Annotated in this window: 18 protein-coding genes; 12 read left to right on the forward strand and 6 right to left on the reverse strand. The window is 70.3% G+C overall.

Features of this window, described 5'->3' with window-relative positions; genetic code table 11:
* Window positions 1-4: 4 nt before the first annotated feature.
* The 6 genes from TCUR_RS27565 to TCUR_RS17705 all read left to right on the forward strand — a co-directional run bounded on the left by TCUR_RS27565 (window position 5) and on the right by TCUR_RS17705 (window position 6,783).
* A complete protein-coding gene (locus TCUR_RS27565) occupies window positions 5-1,096 on the forward strand; it encodes a GNAT family N-acetyltransferase (RefSeq protein ID WP_012853906.1) in 1,092 nt (363 codons plus the stop codon).
* Window positions 1,093-2,106 (forward strand): glycosyltransferase family 2 protein, encoded by a 1,014-nt coding sequence (locus TCUR_RS17685; RefSeq protein ID WP_012853907.1) that lies wholly within the window; start codon window positions 1,093-1,095, stop codon window positions 2,104-2,106. The genes TCUR_RS27565 and TCUR_RS17685 overlap by 4 nt, the downstream gene beginning before the upstream one ends.
* Entirely contained in the window at window positions 2,103-2,897 is a 795-nt protein-coding gene (locus tag TCUR_RS17690; protein ID WP_012853908.1) for a polysaccharide deacetylase family protein, read from the forward strand. Before TCUR_RS17685 ends, TCUR_RS17690 begins: the two co-directional genes overlap by 4 nt.
* Window positions 2,898-2,968: 71 nt before the next feature.
* Entirely contained in the window at window positions 2,969-4,261 is a 1,293-nt protein-coding gene (locus tag TCUR_RS17695) for a hypothetical protein (protein WP_052305536.1), read from the forward strand.
* A complete protein-coding gene (locus TCUR_RS17700; RefSeq protein ID WP_012853910.1) occupies window positions 4,261-6,375 on the forward strand; it encodes a hypothetical protein in 2,115 nt (704 codons plus the stop codon). The genes TCUR_RS17695 and TCUR_RS17700 overlap by 1 nt, the downstream gene beginning before the upstream one ends.
* A complete protein-coding gene (locus TCUR_RS17705; RefSeq protein WP_012853911.1) occupies window positions 6,376-6,783 on the forward strand; it encodes a hypothetical protein in 408 nt (135 codons plus the stop codon).
* Window positions 6,784-6,974: 191 nt separating this feature from the next.
* On the opposite strand, the gene TCUR_RS26610 is transcribed toward TCUR_RS17705, so the two are convergent.
* From TCUR_RS26610 to TCUR_RS17730, 5 genes are all read right to left on the reverse strand, one after another.
* A complete protein-coding gene (locus TCUR_RS26610) occupies window positions 6,975-7,226 on the reverse strand; it encodes a hypothetical protein (protein WP_012853912.1) in 252 nt (83 codons plus the stop codon).
* A 610-nt stretch (window positions 7,227-7,836) separates the two neighbouring features.
* Window positions 7,837-8,508 carry a DUF7919 family protein gene (locus TCUR_RS17720; RefSeq protein WP_012853913.1) on the reverse strand — a complete coding sequence of 224 codons (672 nt, stop codon included), beginning with the start codon at window positions 8,506-8,508 and terminating at the stop codon, window positions 7,837-7,839.
* Window positions 8,509-8,828: 320 nt separating this feature from the next.
* The gene (locus TCUR_RS17725) at window positions 8,829-9,440 is read right to left on the reverse strand and encodes a hypothetical protein (protein WP_041439986.1); all 612 of its coding nucleotides are present in this window, start codon (window positions 9,438-9,440) and stop codon (window positions 8,829-8,831) included.
* Window positions 9,441-9,607: 167 nt separating this feature from the next.
* Entirely contained in the window at window positions 9,608-10,048 is a 441-nt protein-coding gene (locus TCUR_RS26615) for a hypothetical protein (protein ID WP_148233051.1), read from the reverse strand.
* Between the two features lie 54 nt (window positions 10,049-10,102).
* Complete coding sequence (locus tag TCUR_RS17730) at window positions 10,103-10,858, reverse strand: GntR family transcriptional regulator (RefSeq protein ID WP_012853916.1); 756 nt, start codon at window positions 10,856-10,858, stop codon at window positions 10,103-10,105.
* Window positions 10,859-10,982: 124 nt separating this feature from the next.
* Between TCUR_RS17730 and TCUR_RS17735 the strand changes: the two genes are divergently transcribed.
* The 5 genes from TCUR_RS17735 to glgB all read left to right on the forward strand — a co-directional run bounded on the left by TCUR_RS17735 (window position 10,983) and on the right by glgB (window position 17,917).
* Complete coding sequence (locus TCUR_RS17735) at window positions 10,983-11,201, forward strand: hypothetical protein (RefSeq protein ID WP_012853917.1); 219 nt, start codon at window positions 10,983-10,985, stop codon at window positions 11,199-11,201.
* Window positions 11,202-11,589: 388 nt separating this feature from the next.
* The gene (locus TCUR_RS17740; RefSeq protein WP_012853918.1) at window positions 11,590-12,858 is read left to right on the forward strand and encodes a cytochrome P450; all 1,269 of its coding nucleotides are present in this window, start codon (window positions 11,590-11,592) and stop codon (window positions 12,856-12,858) included.
* Between the two features lie 8 nt (window positions 12,859-12,866).
* Window positions 12,867-14,264 carry a GH39 family glycosyl hydrolase gene (locus TCUR_RS17745; protein WP_012853919.1) on the forward strand — a complete coding sequence of 466 codons (1,398 nt, stop codon included), beginning with the start codon at window positions 12,867-12,869 and terminating at the stop codon, window positions 14,262-14,264.
* A 19-nt stretch (window positions 14,265-14,283) separates the two neighbouring features.
* Window positions 14,284-15,375 carry a GNAT family N-acetyltransferase gene (locus TCUR_RS17750; RefSeq protein ID WP_012853920.1) on the forward strand — a complete coding sequence of 364 codons (1,092 nt, stop codon included), beginning with the start codon at window positions 14,284-14,286 and terminating at the stop codon, window positions 15,373-15,375.
* A gap of 331 nt (window positions 15,376-15,706) precedes the next feature.
* A complete protein-coding gene (glgB, locus tag TCUR_RS17755; RefSeq protein WP_012853921.1) occupies window positions 15,707-17,917 on the forward strand; it encodes a 1,4-alpha-glucan branching protein GlgB in 2,211 nt (736 codons plus the stop codon).
* Here glgB and TCUR_RS17760 read toward each other — a convergent pair.
* Window positions 17,914-18,792 (reverse strand): NUDIX hydrolase, encoded by an 879-nt coding sequence (locus TCUR_RS17760; RefSeq protein ID WP_012853922.1) that lies wholly within the window; start codon window positions 18,790-18,792, stop codon window positions 17,914-17,916. The two genes, glgB and TCUR_RS17760, sit on opposite strands and share 4 nt — an antisense overlap.
* Before the next feature lie 86 nt (window positions 18,793-18,878).
* Between TCUR_RS17760 and TCUR_RS25085 the strand changes: the two genes are divergently transcribed.
* The gene (locus tag TCUR_RS25085; RefSeq protein WP_012853923.1) at window positions 18,879-20,324 is read left to right on the forward strand and encodes a serine/threonine-protein kinase; all 1,446 of its coding nucleotides are present in this window, start codon (window positions 18,879-18,881) and stop codon (window positions 20,322-20,324) included.
* Window positions 20,325-20,406 lie beyond the last annotated feature (82 nt).

Below are 20,406 nucleotides of genomic sequence, written 5' to 3' on the forward strand. Positions count from 1 at the left end.
GCACATGAAGATCACCGTGCTCCGTCCCGGTGAGCTCGGCGAGGCCGAGCTGACCCGATGGCGCGAACTGCAGCAGACCGATCCCGAGCTGGGCAATCCGTTCCTGGCCCCGGAGTTCACCTTGGGCGTGGCGCGGCTGCGGCCTCGGGTGCGGGTCGCGGTCGTCGAGGACGGCGACAAGGTGGTCGCCTTCTTCCCCTTCGAACGGGGCCGGGCGGGCATCGGGCACCCGGTGGGGTTCGGGCTGACCGACCTGCAGGCCCTCATCGCCCCGCCCGAGCTGTGCCTGGACGCCCGGCGGCTGCTCAAGGCCTGCGGACTGGGGGTGTGGGACTTCGACCACCTGCTGGCCCACCAGCCCACCTTCGCGCCGTACCACACCGTGCGCCGCCTGGAGCCGGTCATGGACCTGTCCGAAGGCTTCGAGGCGTTCGCCGAGCAGGTCCGCCGGGCGGCGCCCAAGACCCACCGCACCATCCGCTACAAGGAGCGCAAGCTCGGCCGCGAGGTCGGAGAGGTGCGTTACGTCTTCGACTGCCGAGAGGAGGCCGAACTGACCCGGCTGATGGCCTGGAAGTCCGACCAGTACAACCGCACCGGCCGCACCGACCGGTTCGCCCGGCCGTGGATCGTGGCGCTGCTGCGGCACTTCCACCGCACCGGCTTCGGCGTGCTCAGCGTCCTGTACGCCGGGGACCAGCCGGTGTCGGCGCACTTCGGGCTGCGCTGCGGGCAGGTGATGGCCGGATGGTTCCCCGCCTACGACCCCCGTTTCGCCAAGTACTCGCCCGGCATGATCGGCCACCTGCACCTGGCGCGCAGCTGCGCCGCGGCCGGCATCACCGAGATCGCCATGGGACGCGGCGGCAAGGAGTTCAAGGAAGGGTTCACCAGCCGGCAGATCCCCATCGCCGAAGGACGCATCGCCCGCCCGCTGTCGCGCCACTGCGGGGGCGTGGCGCTGCACTGGGCGCGCACCGCGCCGCTGAACAAGGCGCGCGACATCGTGCTGCGCGACCGGAGGATGTACCAGCGCGCAGACCGCGTGCTGAAGGCCTATGCCCGGCTTCGTTCGGCCACGGTGAGGCGCAAGTGAACATCTCGGTGGTCATCTGCGTCTACACCGAGCGGCGCTGGAACGACATCCACGCCGCGGTGGCATCGGTCCGGGCCCAGCGGCACCAGCCGCACGAGATCATCTGCGTGGTCGACCACAACCCGGTCCTGCACGCCCGGCTGAAGCGGTCGCTGCCCGATGTGACCGTGGTGGCCAACGCCCAGCAGCGCGGGCTGTCGGGCGGCAAGAACACCGGCGTGTCGGTGGCGCGCGGGGACGTGGTGGCGTTCCTGGACGACGATGCGGTGGCCGCGCCGGACTGGCTGGCGGCCTTCGCCAAGCACTACGACGACCCGGACGTGGCCGGGGTCGGCGGGCGCACCCTGGCGCTGTGGCCGGGTTCGCCGTCCGCCGCCGAGCTGCGCCGCCGGGCCGGCCGGGGCCTGCTGGAGGGCGAGCACGTCGAGGCCGGGCGGCGGCCGGGCTGGTTCCCCGCCGAGTTCGACTGGACGGTCGGCTGCACCTACCGGGGCATGCGCCCGGGCCCCATCCGCAACCTGATGGGCGGCAACGCCTCCTTCCGCAAGGAGGCGTTCGAGGTGGCCGGCGGGTTCGCCGGCGGCATCGGCCGCAGCCACCACAAAAGGCCGCTGGGCTGCGAGGAGACCGAGTTCTGCATCAGGCTGCGGCAGCGCCGGCCGGACTGGGAGCTGGTGTATGAGGACGCGGCGGTGATCTGGCACCGGGTCCCGCCGGAGCGGGCGCGTTTTTCCTATTTCCGGCAGCGCTGCTATGCCGAGGGGCTGTCGAAGGCGCTGGTCACCCGCAGCGTCGGCACCCGGGACGGGCTGGCCAGCGAACGCGCCCACGCGCTGCGGACCCTGCCGCGCGGGGCCGCCGCCGGGCTGGGCGCGGCGCTGCGCGGCGATGCGGCCGGGCTCGGCCGGGCCGGCGCCATCGCGGTCGGGCTGGCCTGGACCGCCTGGGGGTATGCGGTCGGGACGGCCGGTGCGCTCCGCCCGCGGCGTGCGAGGGAGGCGGGCCGGTGAACCGTCCCCCGGTGCCGGTGCTGATGTACCACTCGGTCAGCGCGCGCCCGGCGCGGGCCACCCGGCGGCTGTCGGTGGACCCGGGCGCGTTCGCCGAGCAGATGGCGCTGCTGGTCGAGCGCGGTTTTGTCGCCGTGCCCGTCTCGGCGCTGACCGGCGATCCGGCCCGCCTGCCCGCCAAAGCGGTGGCGATCACCTTTGACGACGGGTACGCCGACTTCCACGAGCAGGCGCTGCCGGTGCTGCAGCGCCTGGGGCTGACCGCGACCGTCTTCGTCACCACCGGCTGGCTGGCCGACGCCGGCGCGGAGGCGGCCGGCCGGCCGCTGGACCGGACGCTGTCGTGGTCGCAGGTCCGGGAGGCGGCCGAGTGCGGGATCGAGATCGGCGGGCACAGCCACAGCCACCCCCAGCTCGACCAGCTCCCGGACGCGGCGTTGGCCCACGAGCTGACCTGCAGCAAGGCTCTGCTGGAGGACCGGCTGGGCCGCCCGGTCACCACGATGGCCTACCCCTACGGCTACTCCAGCGCCCGGGTGCGGCGCGCGGTGGCCCGGGCCGGTTACGCCTCCGCCTGCGCGGTCGCCAACCGGCTGCCCCGCAGGGAGGACGTGTTCGCCACACCCCGGCTCACCGTGAGCCGCGGCATGGGCATCGACGCCTTCGCCAAGGTTGTCGAAGGCGGCGCCCTGCTGCGCACATACGCCTTCGACCGCATGCTGACCAAGGGTTATGCGGTCGTCCGCAGGCTGCGGTACGCGGCCCGGCAAGTGGGGGCGGCACGGGCATGACGCGCACCAGGACACGGCTCGAGCCGCCCGCCGCAGCACCGGGGAGGATCGGGCGCAACCCGGTCCGGACGGTGATCAGCGGGCTCCGCGGCGACATGGCCAACCCGCTGTTCCGCAACGCCTATGCGCTGGTGGCCAACGGGGCGTTCACCGGGCTGTTAGGCCTGGTCTACTGGGCGCTGGCGGCGCTGCTGTACGACCACGATCCCGGGGTGGTGGGCCGCAACTGGGCGGTCATCCAGGCGATCATGTTCGTCGGCGGCGCGACCATGCTCAACTTCCTGCTGATCAGGTTCGTCCCGCAAAGCGCCCACCACACCGGAAAGCTGGTGCTCGGCTGCTACGGGGCCGGCGCGGCGGCGGCGCTGGCGCTGGCGCTGGGCTTTTTGCTGGTGGTGCCGCCGCGGGCGCCGGTGTACGCGCACCTGGACGGCTGGCTGCCGGGGGCGTGGTTCCTGCTGCTGGCGGTGTCGTGGAACCTGTTCAACCAGCAGGAGGCGGTGTTCACCGGGCTGCGGCACGCCACCTGGGTCCCGGTGATCAACTTAGTGTTCGGGGTGGCCAAGCTGGCGTTGCTGGCGGTGCTGGCGCTGACGCTGCACCCCGGCGACGGCATCGTGCTGTCGTGGTTCGTGCCGGTGCTGGTGGCGCTGGTGCCGGTCAACGCCGTCATCTTCGGCCGGCTGATCCCCCGGCACGTCCAGCAGACCCGCGCCCGCGCCGTCCCGCCCACCCGGGCGGAGATCCTGCGCTACTTCGGCGGCGGCTACCTCGGCGGCATCTTCCAGTACGCCTCCATCAGCCTGATCCCGGTGGTGGTGACCGCCCACCTGCACAACGCGGAGGTCAACGCCTACTTTCAGATGGCTTGGGCGCTGGGGATGATGCTGGAGTTGCTGGCGCTGACGCTGTCACTGTCGCTGACCGTGGAGGGCTCTTTCGACGCGTCGGTGCTGGCCGCCTCCACCCGGGCGGCGCTGCGGCGCACGTTCATGCTGATGACGCCCACGGTGGCGGTGGTGGTGGCGCTGTGCCCGGTGGCGCTGGAGCTGTTCGGGCACGGGTACGCCGCGCAGGGCGCGCCGCTGCTGCAGCTGCTGGCGCTGGCCGTGCTGCCCAAAGCGGTGATCGAACTCTATGTGGGCGTGCTGCGGGTGCGCTCGCGGACTCAGGCGATCGCGGCACTGCAGGGCGCCCGTTTCCTCGGGGTGCTGGCGCTGGTGCCGCTGCTGTTCGACGGAACTCATCTGGCGACGATCGGGATGGTCGTGCTCGGTATCAACGTGGTGATCGCAGCCGCGGTCCTGCCGTCGCTGCGGCGGGCCTGCTCGGCCACGGCGCCCGCGGCGGGGGGCGGTGCGTGATGGTGCTCTTGCACACCGGGAAGACGGCCGACGACACCCAGGTGCTGTCGGCCGCCGCGCCGCCGAAGCGGCGGCCGCCCTCCGGGAACCGGGCCGTCCTCGCCTTGACCGCCTGCTTCGTGGCCGGCCTGGCCCTGTACTGGGTGCCGCTGCGCTGGGTGCGCCTGGATGCCATGAACGGCTACGGGCTGATCTCGGTGCTGCCGGTGGCCACCCTGATCGGCGCGGCCGTCTTGGTGCTGACCTTCTTCGGGACGCTGGCGCTGAACAGGCAGCGGCCGCTGCTGCTGGGCGTCCAGCTGGTGGCGCTGGTGGTGGCGCTGCACGGGCTGGCCCCGGCGCTGGAGGAGCTGGCCCGTCCGCCCACGGCCTGGCAGCACCTGGGCTTCGTGGAGTACATCACCCGCACCGGCGAACCCCACGTCACGCTGGACGCCCGCTACAGCTGGCCGGCCTTCTTCGCCCTGATCGGGTTCATCACCCGGGCCGCCGGGATCGAGAACATCGAGCCGCTCATGCACTGGGCGCCGGTGGGGCTGGAACTGCTCTACCTGGCCGGCTACTACCTGATCCTGCGGGCGATGTGGGCCAACTGGCGGGCCAAGTGGACGGCCGCCTGGCTGCTGGTGACCACCAACTGGGTGGGCCAGGACTACTTCGCCCCGCAGGGTTTCGCGTACGCGCTGTACCTGCTGCTGCTGGGGCTGCTGCTCAACTGGTTCCTGCCCGACCCGCGGCGCAGGCCCGGCGGTTTCCGCCGGGGCCGGCTGCCGCGGTGGCCGGTGCGTCCGCTGACGCTGGGCGAGCGGCCGGTGGGACGGCCCGGCGCGGGTGAGCGCACGGCGGTGTTCGCCATCGCGCTGGGCCTGGTGCTGGTCACGGTGGCGGCCCACCAGCTCACCCCGTTCCTGATGCTGTTCGCCGTGACCGCGCTGGTGCTGGCGGGGCGCTGCACGCTGCGCGGGCTGCCGATCCTCATCGGCGTCATAGCCGCCGCCTGGGTCAGTTACATGACCAGGGCGTACTGGGAGGGGCAAAAGGACAGCCTGTTCTCCGGCATCGGCAACCTGCTCGCCACGCTGCGCGAAAGCGTCAGCGGGCGGATCGCCGAAAGCGGCACCGAGCTGGCGAAAGTCCAGCAGACCCGCATCCTGATCGCCGTGGCGGTGGTCCTGCTGGCCCTGGCGGGCCTGTACCGCAGGCGGCGCTGGCGGTTCGACGACCGGGTGGCGATGGCGCTGCTGGCGACGCCGTTCCTGGCCATCGCGCTGCAGAACTACGGCGGCGAGATCACCTTGCGGGTGTACTTCTTCATCCTGCCGGGCGCCTGCCTGCTGATTGCCTACCTGTTCTTCCCGACCGCCTTCACCGTCGCCCGCCCGATCCGGGCGGTGAGCGCGGCGGCGGTGTGCGGGCTGCTGATCGCCGCGTCGTTCCTGTTCGTCCGGTTCGGCAACGAGAATTTCGAACGGATCCGTCCCGGCGAGGTGCAGGCCTTCCATGCGATGCTGCGCCATGCCCCGTCCGGCCGCATCAACGTGGTCTGGCAGACCGGGCGCAAGGGGCCGATGGGCGCCTTCCCGCAGGCGCCCTGGGGGCTGACCGCCCAGGAGCGCTGGGACTACACCGAACTGCAGGCCCCGCCCAAGCCCGAGGACATCAGCGCGATCGTGGCCGCCCTCAAAAAGCAGCCGGGCAGTTTCTTCCTCACCACGCGCAGCAACGAGGCCTACAACCGCTACTCCTTCGGCCAGTCCCCCGACTACGGGGCGCGCCTGGTCAAGGCGCTGGCCTCCTCACCGGAGCTGAAGCCGATCCTGCGGCACCGGGACGCCGACGTGTTCGCCCTGCGCACCCCGCCGGCCGGCTCACCGCCGCCGGTGCCCAAACCGGTCCCGTTCGATATCGGCACGACGACCTGGACGCGGGTGGGCCTGCTGTCCACCCTCCTGCTGGTGCTGCTGCTGTCCGTCCGCGAGATCGCCCGGATACACGGCCGCCTGCCCAAGTACGGCCAAAACCCGGTGCTGCGGGGTTTCGGCTATGCGACCTGGCCGCTGCTCGCCTTGAGCATCTTCGTCATCTTCGAGCGCTTCCACACCCTGGGGTCGTAGATGCCCGTCGTCCGCATCGCCCTGACCGCCCTGACGATCGCCGGCCTGACCGGCGCCGCCCTCACCAGCGTGGGCCTCACCTCGCCCTACGCCGGCTGGCTGACGCTGCTGTTCCTGCTCACCGCCCCGGCGCTGGCGGCCTGGCCGCTGCTGCCCAGCCTGGCCGCGCCGACCCGGGCGATCGTCTCCCTGTCGATGACGTTCATCGTCAACACCACCGTCGCCCAGCTCATGCTGTCCCTGGGCCTGTGGTCACCCCGCCGCGGCGTCACCGCGGTCCTGATCATCTGCCTGCTGGTGGCCTCGATCGGCCTCCTCTTCGCCCGCCGCACCGCCCGCAGGGCCGCTCCCGCCCGCAGTGCCGCTCCCGCCCGCTCAGACAGGGAGGACTGGCTATTTGAACGCTGACCGCAGATCCCTCTGAGGAACGAACGCTCTCGCGCGGCTCGCAGGAACAGGGCAATGGACGATGCTCGGCAGTCCTTCAGCACAAGGCCTCTACCGCATCGGCGTCATCGTCCAAGCCTCTCCGCTCCTCAATAGCATTCGGCTGCGGCTCTCCTTGAGAAAACCTCATGGAACCACGCCGTTTCCGCAGGTCAGAGCGGGCATGTCGCAGTCAAGGGCGACGCTGTGACCTGCAATGGCACGAAACCGGTCCGCAGCAGGCCCTGTCTCCCCATGCCTGAGACCACATGCGCCTTGGCGACGGCATTGCCCTTGCCGCTGGAAGTGCCGCCCTTCCCACTGTCGCCGTCGGCGCCCTTGAGCTTGGAAGCGGGGCGCGGTGCCGCCCGCTGAATCAAGGGTGCGGCCATTCTGCCGGCCAGGCCCATGAGGCCGTGGGTCACGAGGCCTTCTATAGCGCCCACGGCACCCTCTCTGAGGAACCCGGCGCCCGTCCATTGGTCACGCGGAGAGGACATGCCTTGGTGAACGGTGCCGAAGACCCAGCCCGCCCCGCCGGCGCAGACGTTCACTGGCCTGTCCGGCGCCGCCCTCACCTCCGCAGGCGTCACCGCACCCTACGTCGCCTGGCTGACCCTGCTGTTCCTGCTCACCGGCCCGGCCTCGGCCACCTGGCCGCCGCTGCCCAGCCTGGCCCCACCCACCCGAGCGATCGTCTGCAGCGCAACGACGTCCATCGTCAACACCGCCGTCGCCCAGCTCATGTTCTCCCTGGACCGCTGGTCCCCCCGCCACGGCGTCACCGCGGTCTTACCGACCTCCCTGACACTGGCCCTGATCAGCCTGCTGTTCGCCTACCGCACCACCCGCCGCACTACCTCCATCCGCACAGAGGAGCACTCCGAACGACCCCGGAGGAGGACTGGCTGTTCGAGCACTGACCCTTCCCGCATCTTCACCACCGCCGTCTCGGATCACCGCCGGCGCACCGATGACACCGCGCTCCAGCTCACAGCGGTGCCACCGCCCGCCAACCCTGGCTTTCAACACCGGTCAGCAGTCGCCGAACCATTCCGGGACGGTCACCCCTTGAGAGGTCAGCTCGATCCCGTATTCGATGGTCTCAGGGAAGGATGAGACGTCGATCCCCTTCGCAAAATCACAGGACAGCAGCACGCCCAGCGACCGGCCGATTTCGACTCCGCCGACGTCCACCAGCTCCTCATCCTGGGCCGCCCGCCACAGCACGTCCAGTGTCCGCGGCTCCCGCCAGTTCGCGAGATCAACGATGACCCCACACCGACGCTCCAGGTCCTCCGTCTCATCCAGCAGCACCTCAGACAACCGCTCCGCACGCCAGTCCCACTCCAGCGGACCGGCCTTCCGCAGGCGTTCCAGAAAATCCTCAGGCGGCCGATACCCGTGCTCTTCAACGTAATGAAGAATCATCATCGGAGCGGAATAGGTGCTCCCGTCTTGGAAGTAATAGTGATACTCACCGTTCCCTTCGAACCCCTCCTCCCCGTCGCAAAACTCACAGTCGTGCCAGCCGAGCGTGAGGGTGGAAAGAATCCAGGACGCGGACTTGAGCCGGCTCAGGTCCGCGCTCCCCAACGAAGCCATGCCGGCTCCCGGTATCCCATGCTCACGCCCCAACCAGCCGATGGATCGCATGGGAATCAGAAATTCCCGGTACACATAGAGAGAAAGATCAGTGCATTCCATGCAGTCCCTGAGATCGACACACGAAAACACACCGCAGTGCCCCACGACACTACGCACAATAGCGAGATTCTCTCAGCACAATGAAGCAGGAGAGTGCATCACACCGCCCTTCACCAGGGCGTAGACACGCCCAGCCGCCGCTGCGGACGCTCCTCGTCCGCAGCGGCGGCGGTGCGGACTTTCACAGATCGCCGCTATCCCACCCTTCCCCGCCTGCACCGGCGCTTGTCCACCGACCTTCGGGTTGATTCACCCCTCGGCGACGCCAGTCGCCAAAAACCTCCCTGGGACTGGCCTGCCTCATCCGCCCCGGTCATGGGTCAAGGTTGGGGAATCGCAATGGGCAAGTCACGGAAATACTCACCGTAGGATCGAATGAATCCCCATGACTGGGTTGACATAGGCGGCACCTGATCCCGCGCCTCGGCGGCATATTCCTCAAGAGCCGCCGCAGCATCGTCATAAAGCCCGTGCAAGGCACAGGCTATGGCCAGCTTCCCGGACATCTCCTGCCCTCTCGGGATCCGCTTCAAGTAACGGATGATGTCCTCCAGCGTGCCCAGGGACTGCAGGAAGGGAAGGCCGTAAAGTTCAAAATCCTCCACCACCCTCCCGATCACCTGCTCGACATCGTCTCGAGAGCGAATCACCCACCTGTCGTCCAGCGTCCGCCCTTCTCGCCACCACAGGTCCAGCAGGCCGCGCCCCACCGTACCGACCAAAGGGCCAGGCGTTGGCGGCAGCCCCAAAAATCTCTCCTCCAGCCTGCTGGTCTCACAGTGCGTGACCCCCACGACCGGGAGCAGAAACAGCGGACCGGACTCGGAATCATCGGGGGCGTTCATGGAGAAATAGAACTCAATCTCCGCGCTCTTCTGCTTGAAATACATGCCAAACCGATGCTCTACCTCGGACCAGCCGAGCTCCTGCATGCACGAAGACAGACAGTCCTTCGCAAGAACCGCTAGTTGCATAGTGGACACTCCCACATCTGAATCACCACACCCATCCTCACATAGGCTCCTTTCTTGAACCCTAGACTATCCAGCCTATTCGTGTCCAACTCGACACCAGTTTGCCGCAATTCAAGATACCCAGTTCACTGAGCGTCACTAATCTCTGAACCAGACCCCGTCTTGGCGTCAAATGCAAACCATTTCCCGTTAGAACCTTTGGCCACAAAGTCCACACGGAGGATCCCCTCCGACCCGTTCACAAATTGAACTTCTTTACAAAGATCTGTATATCCCGATTTCTTCAGCCACTCATAGGTTTCCGCCTCCCCTAGTCTGCCATGGGAAATCCCTGTTGCAGGACATTTATCATTGCGCACCAGAACCGGCACCGAACCCGCCGACGCCCAGTACGTTGCGGGGCCATCGATGGTGAGGTTGTGGACCCGCTGGCAGGCGGTCCAGGTCTTGATCGCGGTGACCTGGACGTGGGTGCCGGCGCCAGTGCGCAGCCACATTCCGGGCTTGAGCTCGGCGGCCAGAGTCCACTGCCCGGTGACGGGAGTTCTGAACTGCGGAAATGACATGCCGGAAAGGGTCCGGCGCACAGTGGTCCCCGACGGCGGGACGGGACGAGGCCGTCACAGGTCGATGGCGTAGTCGAGGATGACGCGGTCGGCGGGGATGACGATGTCGCGGCAGACCTCGCAGGGGCGGCCGCCGGACAGCATGCGGCGGGTGACGGCGAGGACGGGGACGCCGGCGGCCATGCGCAGCGTCTCCACCTCCTCGGGGGTGGGCATGCGGGCCCGCACGGACTCCTCCACGCGGGTGACGGGGCGGCCCAGGTAGGCCAGCTGGGCGGGGGTGCCGCCGGGCCAGGGCTCGCGGGCGGGGTCGGCGACCGGGGTGCCCCTGACCAGTGACCAGGGCAGGTAGCTGACCGACAGCTGCTGGGGCTCGTCGCGGGCGTAGAACACGAAGCGGCGGCGCAGCAGCCAGGTGCCGGCGGCGACCTCCAGCAGCGAGGCCAGGTGGGGGTCGGCGCGCACCCGGGCGAAGGCCCTGTCGAGGCGGTAGGCGTCCCAGCCGATGCGCTGATCGCGGGTGAAGGAGGTGGCCGGAGCGGTCGCCGCGGGATCGTTGCGGTAGCGGGACATGGCGATGCGGCGGGCGGCCGGGCGGGCCCGCACCACCGTGCCGCCGCCGCGGCGGGTCTCCACCAGTCCCTCGCCGCGCAGCAGGGCGATGGCCTGGCGGGCCACGATCTCCGAGACGCCGTGCATGCGGCACAGCCGGGCCAGCGTGGGCAGCCGCGAACCGGGCGGGTAGTCGCCCCGGGTGATCTGCTCGCGCAGCTCCGCGGCGATCCGGAGGTATGCCGGGCGTTCCTGCACCGGGCTCCACCTCCGATCCGGCGCTATCCGACGGGGCACGGTCCTCTTACGGACGTCTTGACGACTGTATGCCCGCCCCTCACATTTGTATACAGAAATGCTTCTCCATGAAAGGAAACCCTGAATGGGGGACTTCGACACCCTCAAGGCTGCGATTGAGGAGGAGTTCCCCGGATGGAAGGTGTGGCGCAGCGACGCCGGCCGCTGGTATGCGACCCGCAGCGGTGACCTCACCGACGCCCAGCTCCAGGCCGGCTGCGCGACGACGGTGGCGGCCGACGACTCGGCCGGGCTGCGGGCGCTGCTGGCCGAGCAGACCCGGCAGGGGCGGGAAGAGGGCTGACCGCCCGCCCCCTGCGGCCGCGGCGGCGGGGCCGCGCGGCCGGCGGCGGAGCCCGTCCGGCCCGGTCCGCGCGCGGGGGCGGACCGGGCCGCAGGCACCGGCCATGACATAACGGACCGAACCCACGACGTTCCGGCGTTTCCCTCTTTTTCAGGAAGCCGCTTCTCACCCCTTTCCCGGAACCGTCCCGCGCGGTCCCAATACACCGTCCGGCAAGGTATTTCCAACGCCGCGGTCACGGCATTCAAAACAGACCGAACCTCGTTTCCATGGGTGGGTTCCAACTGGTATAGCCGGACGTGGATGACTCGTGAACGGGAAGAACGCAGGTTAGCGTGGCCGGCAGGCCCAGATTGCATCCCGTAACCTGCGACCGACTGGAGAAGACGTGGTCCAGAACCCCGCCATCGCCGATATCGACCTGGTGAGCATGGATTTCTGGGACCGCCCAGAAAAAGAACGACTGGCCGATTTCGCCCGGCTCCGGGAAGTGGGAGCCCCGGTGTTCTTCCCCGAACCCCGCATCCCGTTCGTCCGCCGCGGTCAGGGCTTCTACGCGCTGGTCCGGCACGCCGACGTGGTGGCCGCCAGCCGGGACGCCAAGACCTTCAGCAGCGAACCGGCCGCCACCTCGCCCGAGCCGCCGGCCTGGCTGTCGATGCTGCTGGGCACCCCGATGGTCAACATGGACGACCCGCGGCACGCCCGGCTGCGCCGGATCGTCTCCCGGGCCTTCAGCCCGAAGATGCTCAGCAAGATCGAATCCGACATCCAGGCCACCGCCACCCGCATCGTCGACGACGTGATCGCCGAGGGGCCGCGCGACTTCGTCGAGCAGGTGGCCGCGCGGCTGCCCATCAACGTCATCTGCTCGATGATGGGCATCCCCGAGCGCATCCGCCCCTATGTGCTCAAGCGGATCGACGTCATGACCGAATACTCGGGGGTGCGCGGTGCGCTGACCAGCCGCCGGGCGCTGCGGCTGCTGGGCGGCAACCTGCGGGCGATCATGGACCTGCACCGGCTGCTGGCCCGCCTGGCCCGGGAGCGGCGCGAGCGGCCCACCGACGACCTGGTGTCGGCGCTGGTGAACGCCAACGTCGACGGGGAGCGCCTGACCACCCGGGAGCTGGGGTCCTTCTTCGACCTGCTGCTGGTGGCCGGCAACGAGACCACCCGCAACGCCCTGGCGCACGGGCTGCGGCTGCTGACGGAGAACCCCGCCCAGCGGGAGCTGCTGCTGGAGGACTTCGAGGGCCGCATCGGCGGGGCGATCGAGGAGATCGTCCGCTACTCCTCACCGATCATCCAGTTCCGCCGCACGGTGACCCGGGACTGCGAGCTGAACGGCCACCCGCTGCGGGCCGGCGACAAGGTGGTGCTGTTCTACCTGGCGGCCAACCACGACCCGGAGGTCTTCCCCGACCCCGAGTCCTTCGACATCACCCGCAAGCCGAACCCGCACGTGGGGTTCGGCGGGCCGGGTCCCCACCTGTGCCTGGGCGCCAACCTGGCTCGGATGGAGCTGCGGATCATGTTCCGGGAGCTGTTCTCCCGGCTGCCCGAGCTGCGCACCGTCGGTGAGCCCGTGCCGCTGCTGTCCAGTTTCGACAACGGCGTCAAGAGCCAGCCCTTCACCTTCTCGCGCCCGAGCTGAGGACCCTCATGGAACTCACCGAGCAGGACACCCACGCCCAGTCCCCGCCGCCCGGGCCGCCGCGGCGCCGCAGATGGCCGACCGCGGTCGCGGTCATCGCACCGGTCGTGCTCATCGCCGCCGCGGCGTTCTTCGTGCTGCGCGACGACGCGCGCCACGACGATAGCTCGGCGCCCACCCAGGCCGGGCAGCTCGGCAGAATCGGCGTCCCCTATGACTCGTCCTGGCCGGTGTGGGGCTTCACCCATACCCAAAGCAGCGCCGACGTCGGCCCGGCCAGCGAGGTGGCGGCCGCGGCGCTGGACGACCAGCCGCTGATCCAGAACCAGCACATCATGGGCTGGGGGGCCGACAATCCCGAGCCCAGCCCGGGCCAGTACAACTTCGCCGCCCTGGACCGCCGGATGAACTACATCCGCAAGACCGGCGGCATCCCGGTGATCACGCTGTGCTGCGCGCCGGACTGGATGAAGGGCGGGCGGGCGGGCCAGACCGACTGGACCAGGCTGGAGGCCGCTCCTCTCCCCGAGTATTACGACGATTTCGCCCGTCTGGCCGCCACCGTGGCGCGCCGCTACCCGTACGTGCGGCATTTCATGGTCTGGAACGAGCTCAAGGGCTTTTTCGACGAAAGGCTCGGGCGCTGGGACCACGAGGGCTACACCCGGCTGTACAACCAGGTCTACGACGCCATCAAGGCGGTCGATCCCGACATCAAGGTCGGCGGTCCCTACGTTCCCATGTACAGCCACGCGCACGACCGGGGGTCCCATGTGCGCGGGCCCTGGGGCAGCGTGGACCGGATCGCGCTGGAGGCGGTGGAGTACTGGCTGGCCCACAAGCGCGGCGCGGACTTCCTCGTCATCGACGGCCCGACCGCCAGCGACGACAAGGACGTCCACCCCGACGAGGTCACCGCGCTGGACAAGTTCGTGGCGATCAACCAGTGGCTGCGGTCCAAGACCGACCTGCCGATCTGGTGGAGCGAGTACTACATCGAGCCCAGCACCGACCCCTGGAGCGAGGACAAGCGGGTCGCCATGCACGTGGCCACGCTGATCGACCAGGCCAAGACGGGCGCGGCCACGGTGCTGTACTGGAACCGCATCCCGGTCCGGGAGGGCGACCGCGAGTGCAAGGGCTGCCTGTGGATCACCACGTCGGTGCCGGACGGCGGCACCCCGGGCCGGATGCTGGGCGTGCTGCAGTCGTTCGCGCGGTGGTTCCCGGCCGGGACGCCCATGGTGGACGTCCCGTCCTCCTCCGGCAAGGTCCGGGTGCTGGCCCAGCCGCGCAAGATCGTGGCGGTCAACCTCTCCACCGAGCGGGTCGAGGCCCGCATCGACGGCAAGAAGTTCACCTTCGCTCCGTATCAGGTCCGCTGGCTGGACCGTGACTCCCGCTGAGGGCAGTTAGGCGATATCCATGCGTATAACCGTCATCCGTCCCCGCGAGCTGGGAAGCGCCGAGCTGGCGGCCTGGCGTGCGATGCAGGCGGCCGGCCCGCGGCTGGCCAACCCGTTCATGTCCCCCGAGTACGCCCAGGCGGTGGACCGGGTGCTGAAGGGACGAGCCCGGGTCGCGGTCTTAGAGGACGGCCCCGACCTGGTGGGCTTCTTCCCCTTCGAGCTGAACGGCCCGGGGGTCGGCTCCGCCATCGGCGGCTGGCTGTCGCTGTGCCAGGGGCTGATCCACGTTCCCGGCCTGATGCGGCTGGACGCCCGGGAGCTGCTGCGCGGCTGCGGGCTGGGGGTGTGGGAGTACGGGACGCTGGCGGCCGGGCAGCCGTGGTTCGAGCCCTACACCACCAAGACCCTCGGCTCGGTGATCATGGATCTGAGCGGCGGGTTCGAGGGCTACCTCAAAGGGCTGCGGGAGAGGGGCTCGAAGGTCGTCAAGCAGACCCGCTACAAGGAGCGCCGGATGGGGCGCGAGGTCGGCGAGGTGCGCTTTGAGTTCGACGTGCGCGACGCCGGCGCGCTGCGCCTGGTGCGGCAGTGGAAGTCCGCCCAATACCGGGCGATGGGCCGCGTCGACCGTTTCTCCCGCCGCTGGGTGGTGGAGCTGGTCGAGCTGCTGCACGGGATGCACGGGGAGGACTTCGCCGGGTCGCTGTCCATGCTGTACGCCGGCGACCGCCCGGTGGCCGGGCACTTCGGGCTGCGCAGCAGGCACACGCTGATCACCTGGTTCCCGGTCTACGACCCGGCCTATGCCAAGTACTCCCCCGGCCTGGCGCTGCACCTGCACATGGCCGAGGAGGCGGCCAAGCTGGGCATCCGGGAGATGGATCTGGGGCCGGGCGTCGGCTGGCGCTACAAGGAGGAGCTGAAAAGCCACGAGACCCCGGTCGGCGAAGGGGTGGTGCGCCGCCCCTGCCTGAGCGCCGCCGCCCACTGGGTCCGGCGCGCGCCGCTGGCCCGGGCGCGCCGGATGATCCTGGACAACGAGCGCCTGTACGGCATGGCCGACCGCGCCATGCGCCGGTACGGGGCGTGGCGCACCCGGTCCCGGTGACCGCCGGACGGGCCGGGCGAAAAGGCCCGGCGACCTGCGTTCCCGGCCGGCTCTCCGGGGAGGTTTCCCAGATCATTGAGCCTTTTTCAACCCGCCGTTTCCGCCGCCGGCGCCCGGGAGCGCGCTCGTCCGAAACAATGCCGGGACCGGGGACGGCACGGGGCCGCACGCCACGCCGGCCTCCGCCCCGAAGCCGCCGAAAGCACCGGCCGGAACCGGCCGAAGAAATCGGCTGAAAAGGTTCATCGCCTCCGGGGTGAAACACCGCCGTCACCGGGCAGGCATAGGTTCTGGAGCAGGCCAGGCGGACCACAGGGAGGCCCAGATCGCCATGACAGGGGTGACGCACGAGGACCTCGACCGGCTCGTCGGCGGGCACCACCACGATCCGCACTCGATCCTGGGAGCCCATCCCGGTCCCGACGGGGTCGTCATCCGGGCGCTGCGGCCGCTGGCCGAGCAGGTGGAGGCGATCTTGCCGGACGGCACCCGTCACCGGCTGCACCACGTCCACGAAGGGGTGTTCGAGGTCGTCCTCGAGGCGCACCGGGCCGTTCCCGACTACCGGCTGGCGGTGCGTTATGCCGGCGGGCCCGAGCTGATCCAGGACGACCCTTACCGGCACCTGCCCACCGTGGGGGAACTGGACCTGCACCTGTTCGGCGAGGGGCGCCATGAGGAGCTGTGGCGGGCGCTGGGCGCCCGGGTGCGTTCCTTCCCCTCGCAGTTCGGCGAGACCCGCGGGGTGTCCTTCACGGTGTGGGCGCCCAACGCCCGCGGGGTGCGGGTGATCGGCGACTTCAACCACTGGGACGGGCGGGCCCACCCGATGCGGTCGCTGGGCGCCAGCGGCGTGTGGGAGCTGTTCGTTCCCGGCCTGGGCAACGGCACCACCTATAAGTTCGAGGTGCTCGGCGCGGACGGCCAATGGCGCGGCAAGGCCGACCCGATGGCCCGGTGGACCGAGCAGCCGCCGGCCACCGCGTCCCGGGTGTTCGAGTCCTCCTATGAGTGGGGCGACGGCGCGTGGATGGAGCAGCGCGCCTCCCGCGACTGGCTGCACGAGCCGATGAGCATCTACGAAGTCCACCTGGGGTCCTGGCGCAAAGGGCTCGGCTACCGGGAGCTGGCCGAGGAGCTCACCGCCTACGTGCAGGAGATGGGCTTCACCCACGTGGAGTTCCTGCCGGTCGCCGAGCACCCCTACGGCCCGTCCTGGGGCTACCAGGTGACCTCCTACTACGCTCCCACGTCCCGGTTCGGCACCCCCGACGACTTCCGCCACCTGGTCGACCGGCTGCACCAGGCCGGCATCGGCGTGCTGATCGACTGGGTGCCCGCGCACTTCCCCAGGGACGAGTGGGCGCTGGCCCGCTTCGACGGCACCGCCCTGTACGAGCACGACGACCCGCGCAAGGGCGAGCATCCCGACTGGGGCACGCTGGTGTTCAACTACGGCCGCGCCGAGGTGCGCAACTTCCTGGTCGCCAACGCCTGCTACTGGCTGGAGGAGTTCCACATCGACGGGCTGCGCGTGGACGCCGTCGCCTCCATGCTGTACCTGGACTACTCCCGCAAGGACGGGGAGTGGACCCCCAACGTCTACGGCGGCCGGGAGAACCTGGAGGCCATCTCCTTCCTGCAGGAGACCAACGCCACCGTCTACCGGCGCTACCCGGGCATCATCACCGTCGCCGAGGAGTCCACCGCCTGGCCCGGAGTCACCCGCCCCACCCATCTGGGCGGGCTGGGCTTCGGCTTCAAGTGGAACATGGGCTGGATGCACGACACCCTGACCTACCTGCAGCACGACCCGGTGTTCCGGCACTACCACCACAACGAGATCACCTTCTCGCTGATCTACGCCTTCTCCGAGAACTACGTGCTGCCGCTGTCCCACGATGAGGTCGTGCACCTGAAGGGCTCGCTGCTGGCCAAGATGCCCGGCGACACCTGGAAGAAGTTCGCCGGCCTGCGCGCCTTGTTCGCCTACATGTGGGCGCACCCGGGCAAGCAGCTGCTGTTCATGGGCGGGGAGTTCGCCCAGGGCGGCGAGTGGGCCGAAGAACGCCCCCTGGACTGGTGGCTGCTGGACAACGCCGCCGAGGGCGCCGCGCACCTGGGCGTCCAAAAGCTCGTGCGCGACCTCAACCGCGTCTACCGCTCCTGCCCGGCCCTGTACACCATCGACAACGAGCCCGGCGGCTTCCACTGGATCGACGCCGGCGACGCCGGCCGCAACACCCTGTCGTTCCTGCGCTACGGCTCCGACGGCTCGGTGCTGGCCTGCGTGGTCAACTTCTCCGGCAGCCCCCATGAGAACTACCGCATCGGCCTGCCCCAGGCCGGCGGCTGGCGCGAGATCGTCAACACCGACGCCTACGAGTACGGCGGCAGCGGCGTGGGCAACATGGGCCATGTGACCGCCGTCGACGAGCCCTCCCACGCCCAGCCGGCCTCCGCCGTCATCCGCGTCCCCCCGCTGGGCGCCCTCTGGCTCGTCCCCGAAGAGTCCGCCCGCCCCCGCCCGACCGCGCGCTAGCCCGCCGCCGTCCGGGGGAGCTTGGACAGCAGCCAGGTGGGGCCGGTGCAGTGGGCGCCGGCGGCGGTGACGCGGTCCCGCAGGGCGCGGTCGGCGGTGATGACCAGGTAGGTGGCGTCGGGGGCGGGGGCGGTGACGATGTCGACGATGGCGTCGTCGCCGCTGCCGGGGGCGGCCACCACCCGCACGCCGGGGACCTGGGTGTCGGCCACGACGCGGGCGGCGCCCTCCACCACCAGGACGATCTCCGGGAACGAGGTGTCGTGGCCCAGCACCCCGTCGGGCAGGCCGCTGACGCCGGTGGCGGCCAGCACGGCCAGCTCGTCGCGGAGCCGGGCGGTGGCCCCGGCCCGGTCGTGCCACCAGCCGTCGGCGCGCGAGCCGACCACGTTGGCGGCGTCCACCACCAGCACCAGCCTGGACATCATGGTGGCGAGCCTAGGCCACGACAGCGCGAACGGCTCGAACAGGCGCAGCGCGGAGACCTTCTCCAGCGGCACCCACATGGCCCGGCGGGTCTCGGCGGAGGCCGGGTGCACGGGGGGCATCCGGTCGGCGGAGGCGATCACCGCGGTGTAGCTCCAGCCGCCGTGGTCGTCGGCGCTGGTACCGTGCAGGCGCAGCGTGCCGGTGTCGAGCGTGCACTCTTCGGCGGTCTCGCGCAGCGCGGCGCTGATGGCGTCCTCGCCGGCCTTCCGGCCGCCGCCGAACAGGCACCAGGTCAGCGCGCCGTTGCACCACCAGGACCGCTGCTGGAGCAGCACGTGGGGGCCCCGCTCGGGGTGGTGGTGGAAGATCAGCATTCCGGCGGCGCCGTGCCGGCCCCAGTGCTGGTGTCCCCGGGCGCAGCGCGCCCAGCCGTCGCCGTCTGCCATGAAGGAGACCTTAAACGCTCGGGCCGATCGATACCGTAGGCGAATCGGGCGCAAAGCTCACGATCGTCCCTTGGAGGAGGGAGCCCATGCCGAGCCTGCCGCTGGAGGCCGACGACCCGCCCCGCATCGGCCGGTACCGGCTGACCGGCCGGCTGGGCGAGGGCGGGCAGGGCGTGGTCTACCTGGCCGAGGCGCCCGATGGCCGCAAGGTCGCGATCAAGGTGCTCAAGACCGTCTCGCAGGCGGCGCTCAAACGGTTCGCCCGGGAGATGGAGGCGGCCAAGCGCGTGGCCCCGTTCTGCACGGCGGCGGTGCTGGAGTCGTCCACGCAGGGCCGCCACCCCTATGTGGTCAGCGAGTACGTCGAGGGGCCGTCCCTGCAGCAGCGGGTGCGCGAGCGGGGGCCGCTGAGCGGGGGCGAGCTGGACCGGCTGATGATCAACACCGCCAGCGCGCTGACCGCCATCCACGGCGCCGGGGTCGTGCACCGCGACCTCAAGCCCTCCAACGTGCTGCTGGGCCCGGACGGCCCCCGGGTGGTGGACTTCGGCATCGCCCGCGCGGTGGACGCCGAGACCCACACCCAGATGGTCGGCACACCCGCCTATTTCGCCCCCGAGTGGCTGCGCGGCGAGCCGCCCACCCCCGCCTCGGACGTGTTCGCCTGGGCCGGGACGATGGTGTTCGCCGCCACCGGCCGCCCTCCCTTCGGCGCGGGCGGCGACCTGCCCGCCCTGCTGTACCGGATCGCCAACGAGCCGCCGGACCTGTCGGGGGTGCCCGAGCGGGTGCGGGGCCTGCTGGCCGAGTGCCTGGACAAGGACCCGGCGCGGCGCCCGACGGCGCGGAACCTGCTGATCCGGCTGGCCGACCCGTCGGCGGACGCCGAGTCCGCGGACGGCCGCCCGCAGGTTCCCCAGCCGCCGCCGGTCCCGCAATTCACGCAGCCCGACGGGGGCGCCGCGGCGGGACGGTCCGGCAAGGGCGCGGGACGGACCCTGGCGCTGGCCGGCGGCGCCGTGGCCGTGCTCGCGGTGCTCGTGCCGGCCGTCGCGTTCTCGCTGCTCAAGGGGGATCCGCCCGGCCCGGACCCCACGCCCACCGCCTCCGTCACCTCCGCCGGCACCACCGCGCCCACCGCTCCCGCCTCCGACGGGGGGACCTCCACGGCGACGTCTCCGGCCGGGCAGGGCGGCGTCACGATCCCGGCGGCCTTCGCCGGCACCTGGAAGGGGCGGGTCTCCCAGCCCTCGGTGCTGGGCGGCGAGCTCGCCTCGGACGTGACGATCGTGCTGCGGGAGGGCGCTTCGGAAGGGGACGCCGACTACCCGGGCTGGGGTTGCACCAATCGGCTCCACCTGTCCCGCAGTGACGGCTCGGTGCTGGAGTTCGACGAGACCGTGATCCGCAACACGGGCGGCTGCCGGGGCGGCGTGGTCAGGCTCACCCTGCAAGGCGACCGGCTCGATTATGAGTCCCCCGGCGACGGGCTCTTCAGCCAGACCTCGCGCGGGACACTGCGCAGGGGCTAGCAGTACGGTGAGAAAAGTCGTCATCGAGGGCGGCCATCGGCGGTTTTTCACCGTCAAAGGCTGTGACGGCACTGGACCCCGC

The sequence above is a fragment of the Thermomonospora curvata DSM 43183 genome (genome assembly GCF_000024385.1).
In the GTDB taxonomy this organism is placed as follows: Bacteria; Actinomycetota; Actinomycetes; order Streptosporangiales; family Streptosporangiaceae; genus Thermomonospora; species Thermomonospora curvata.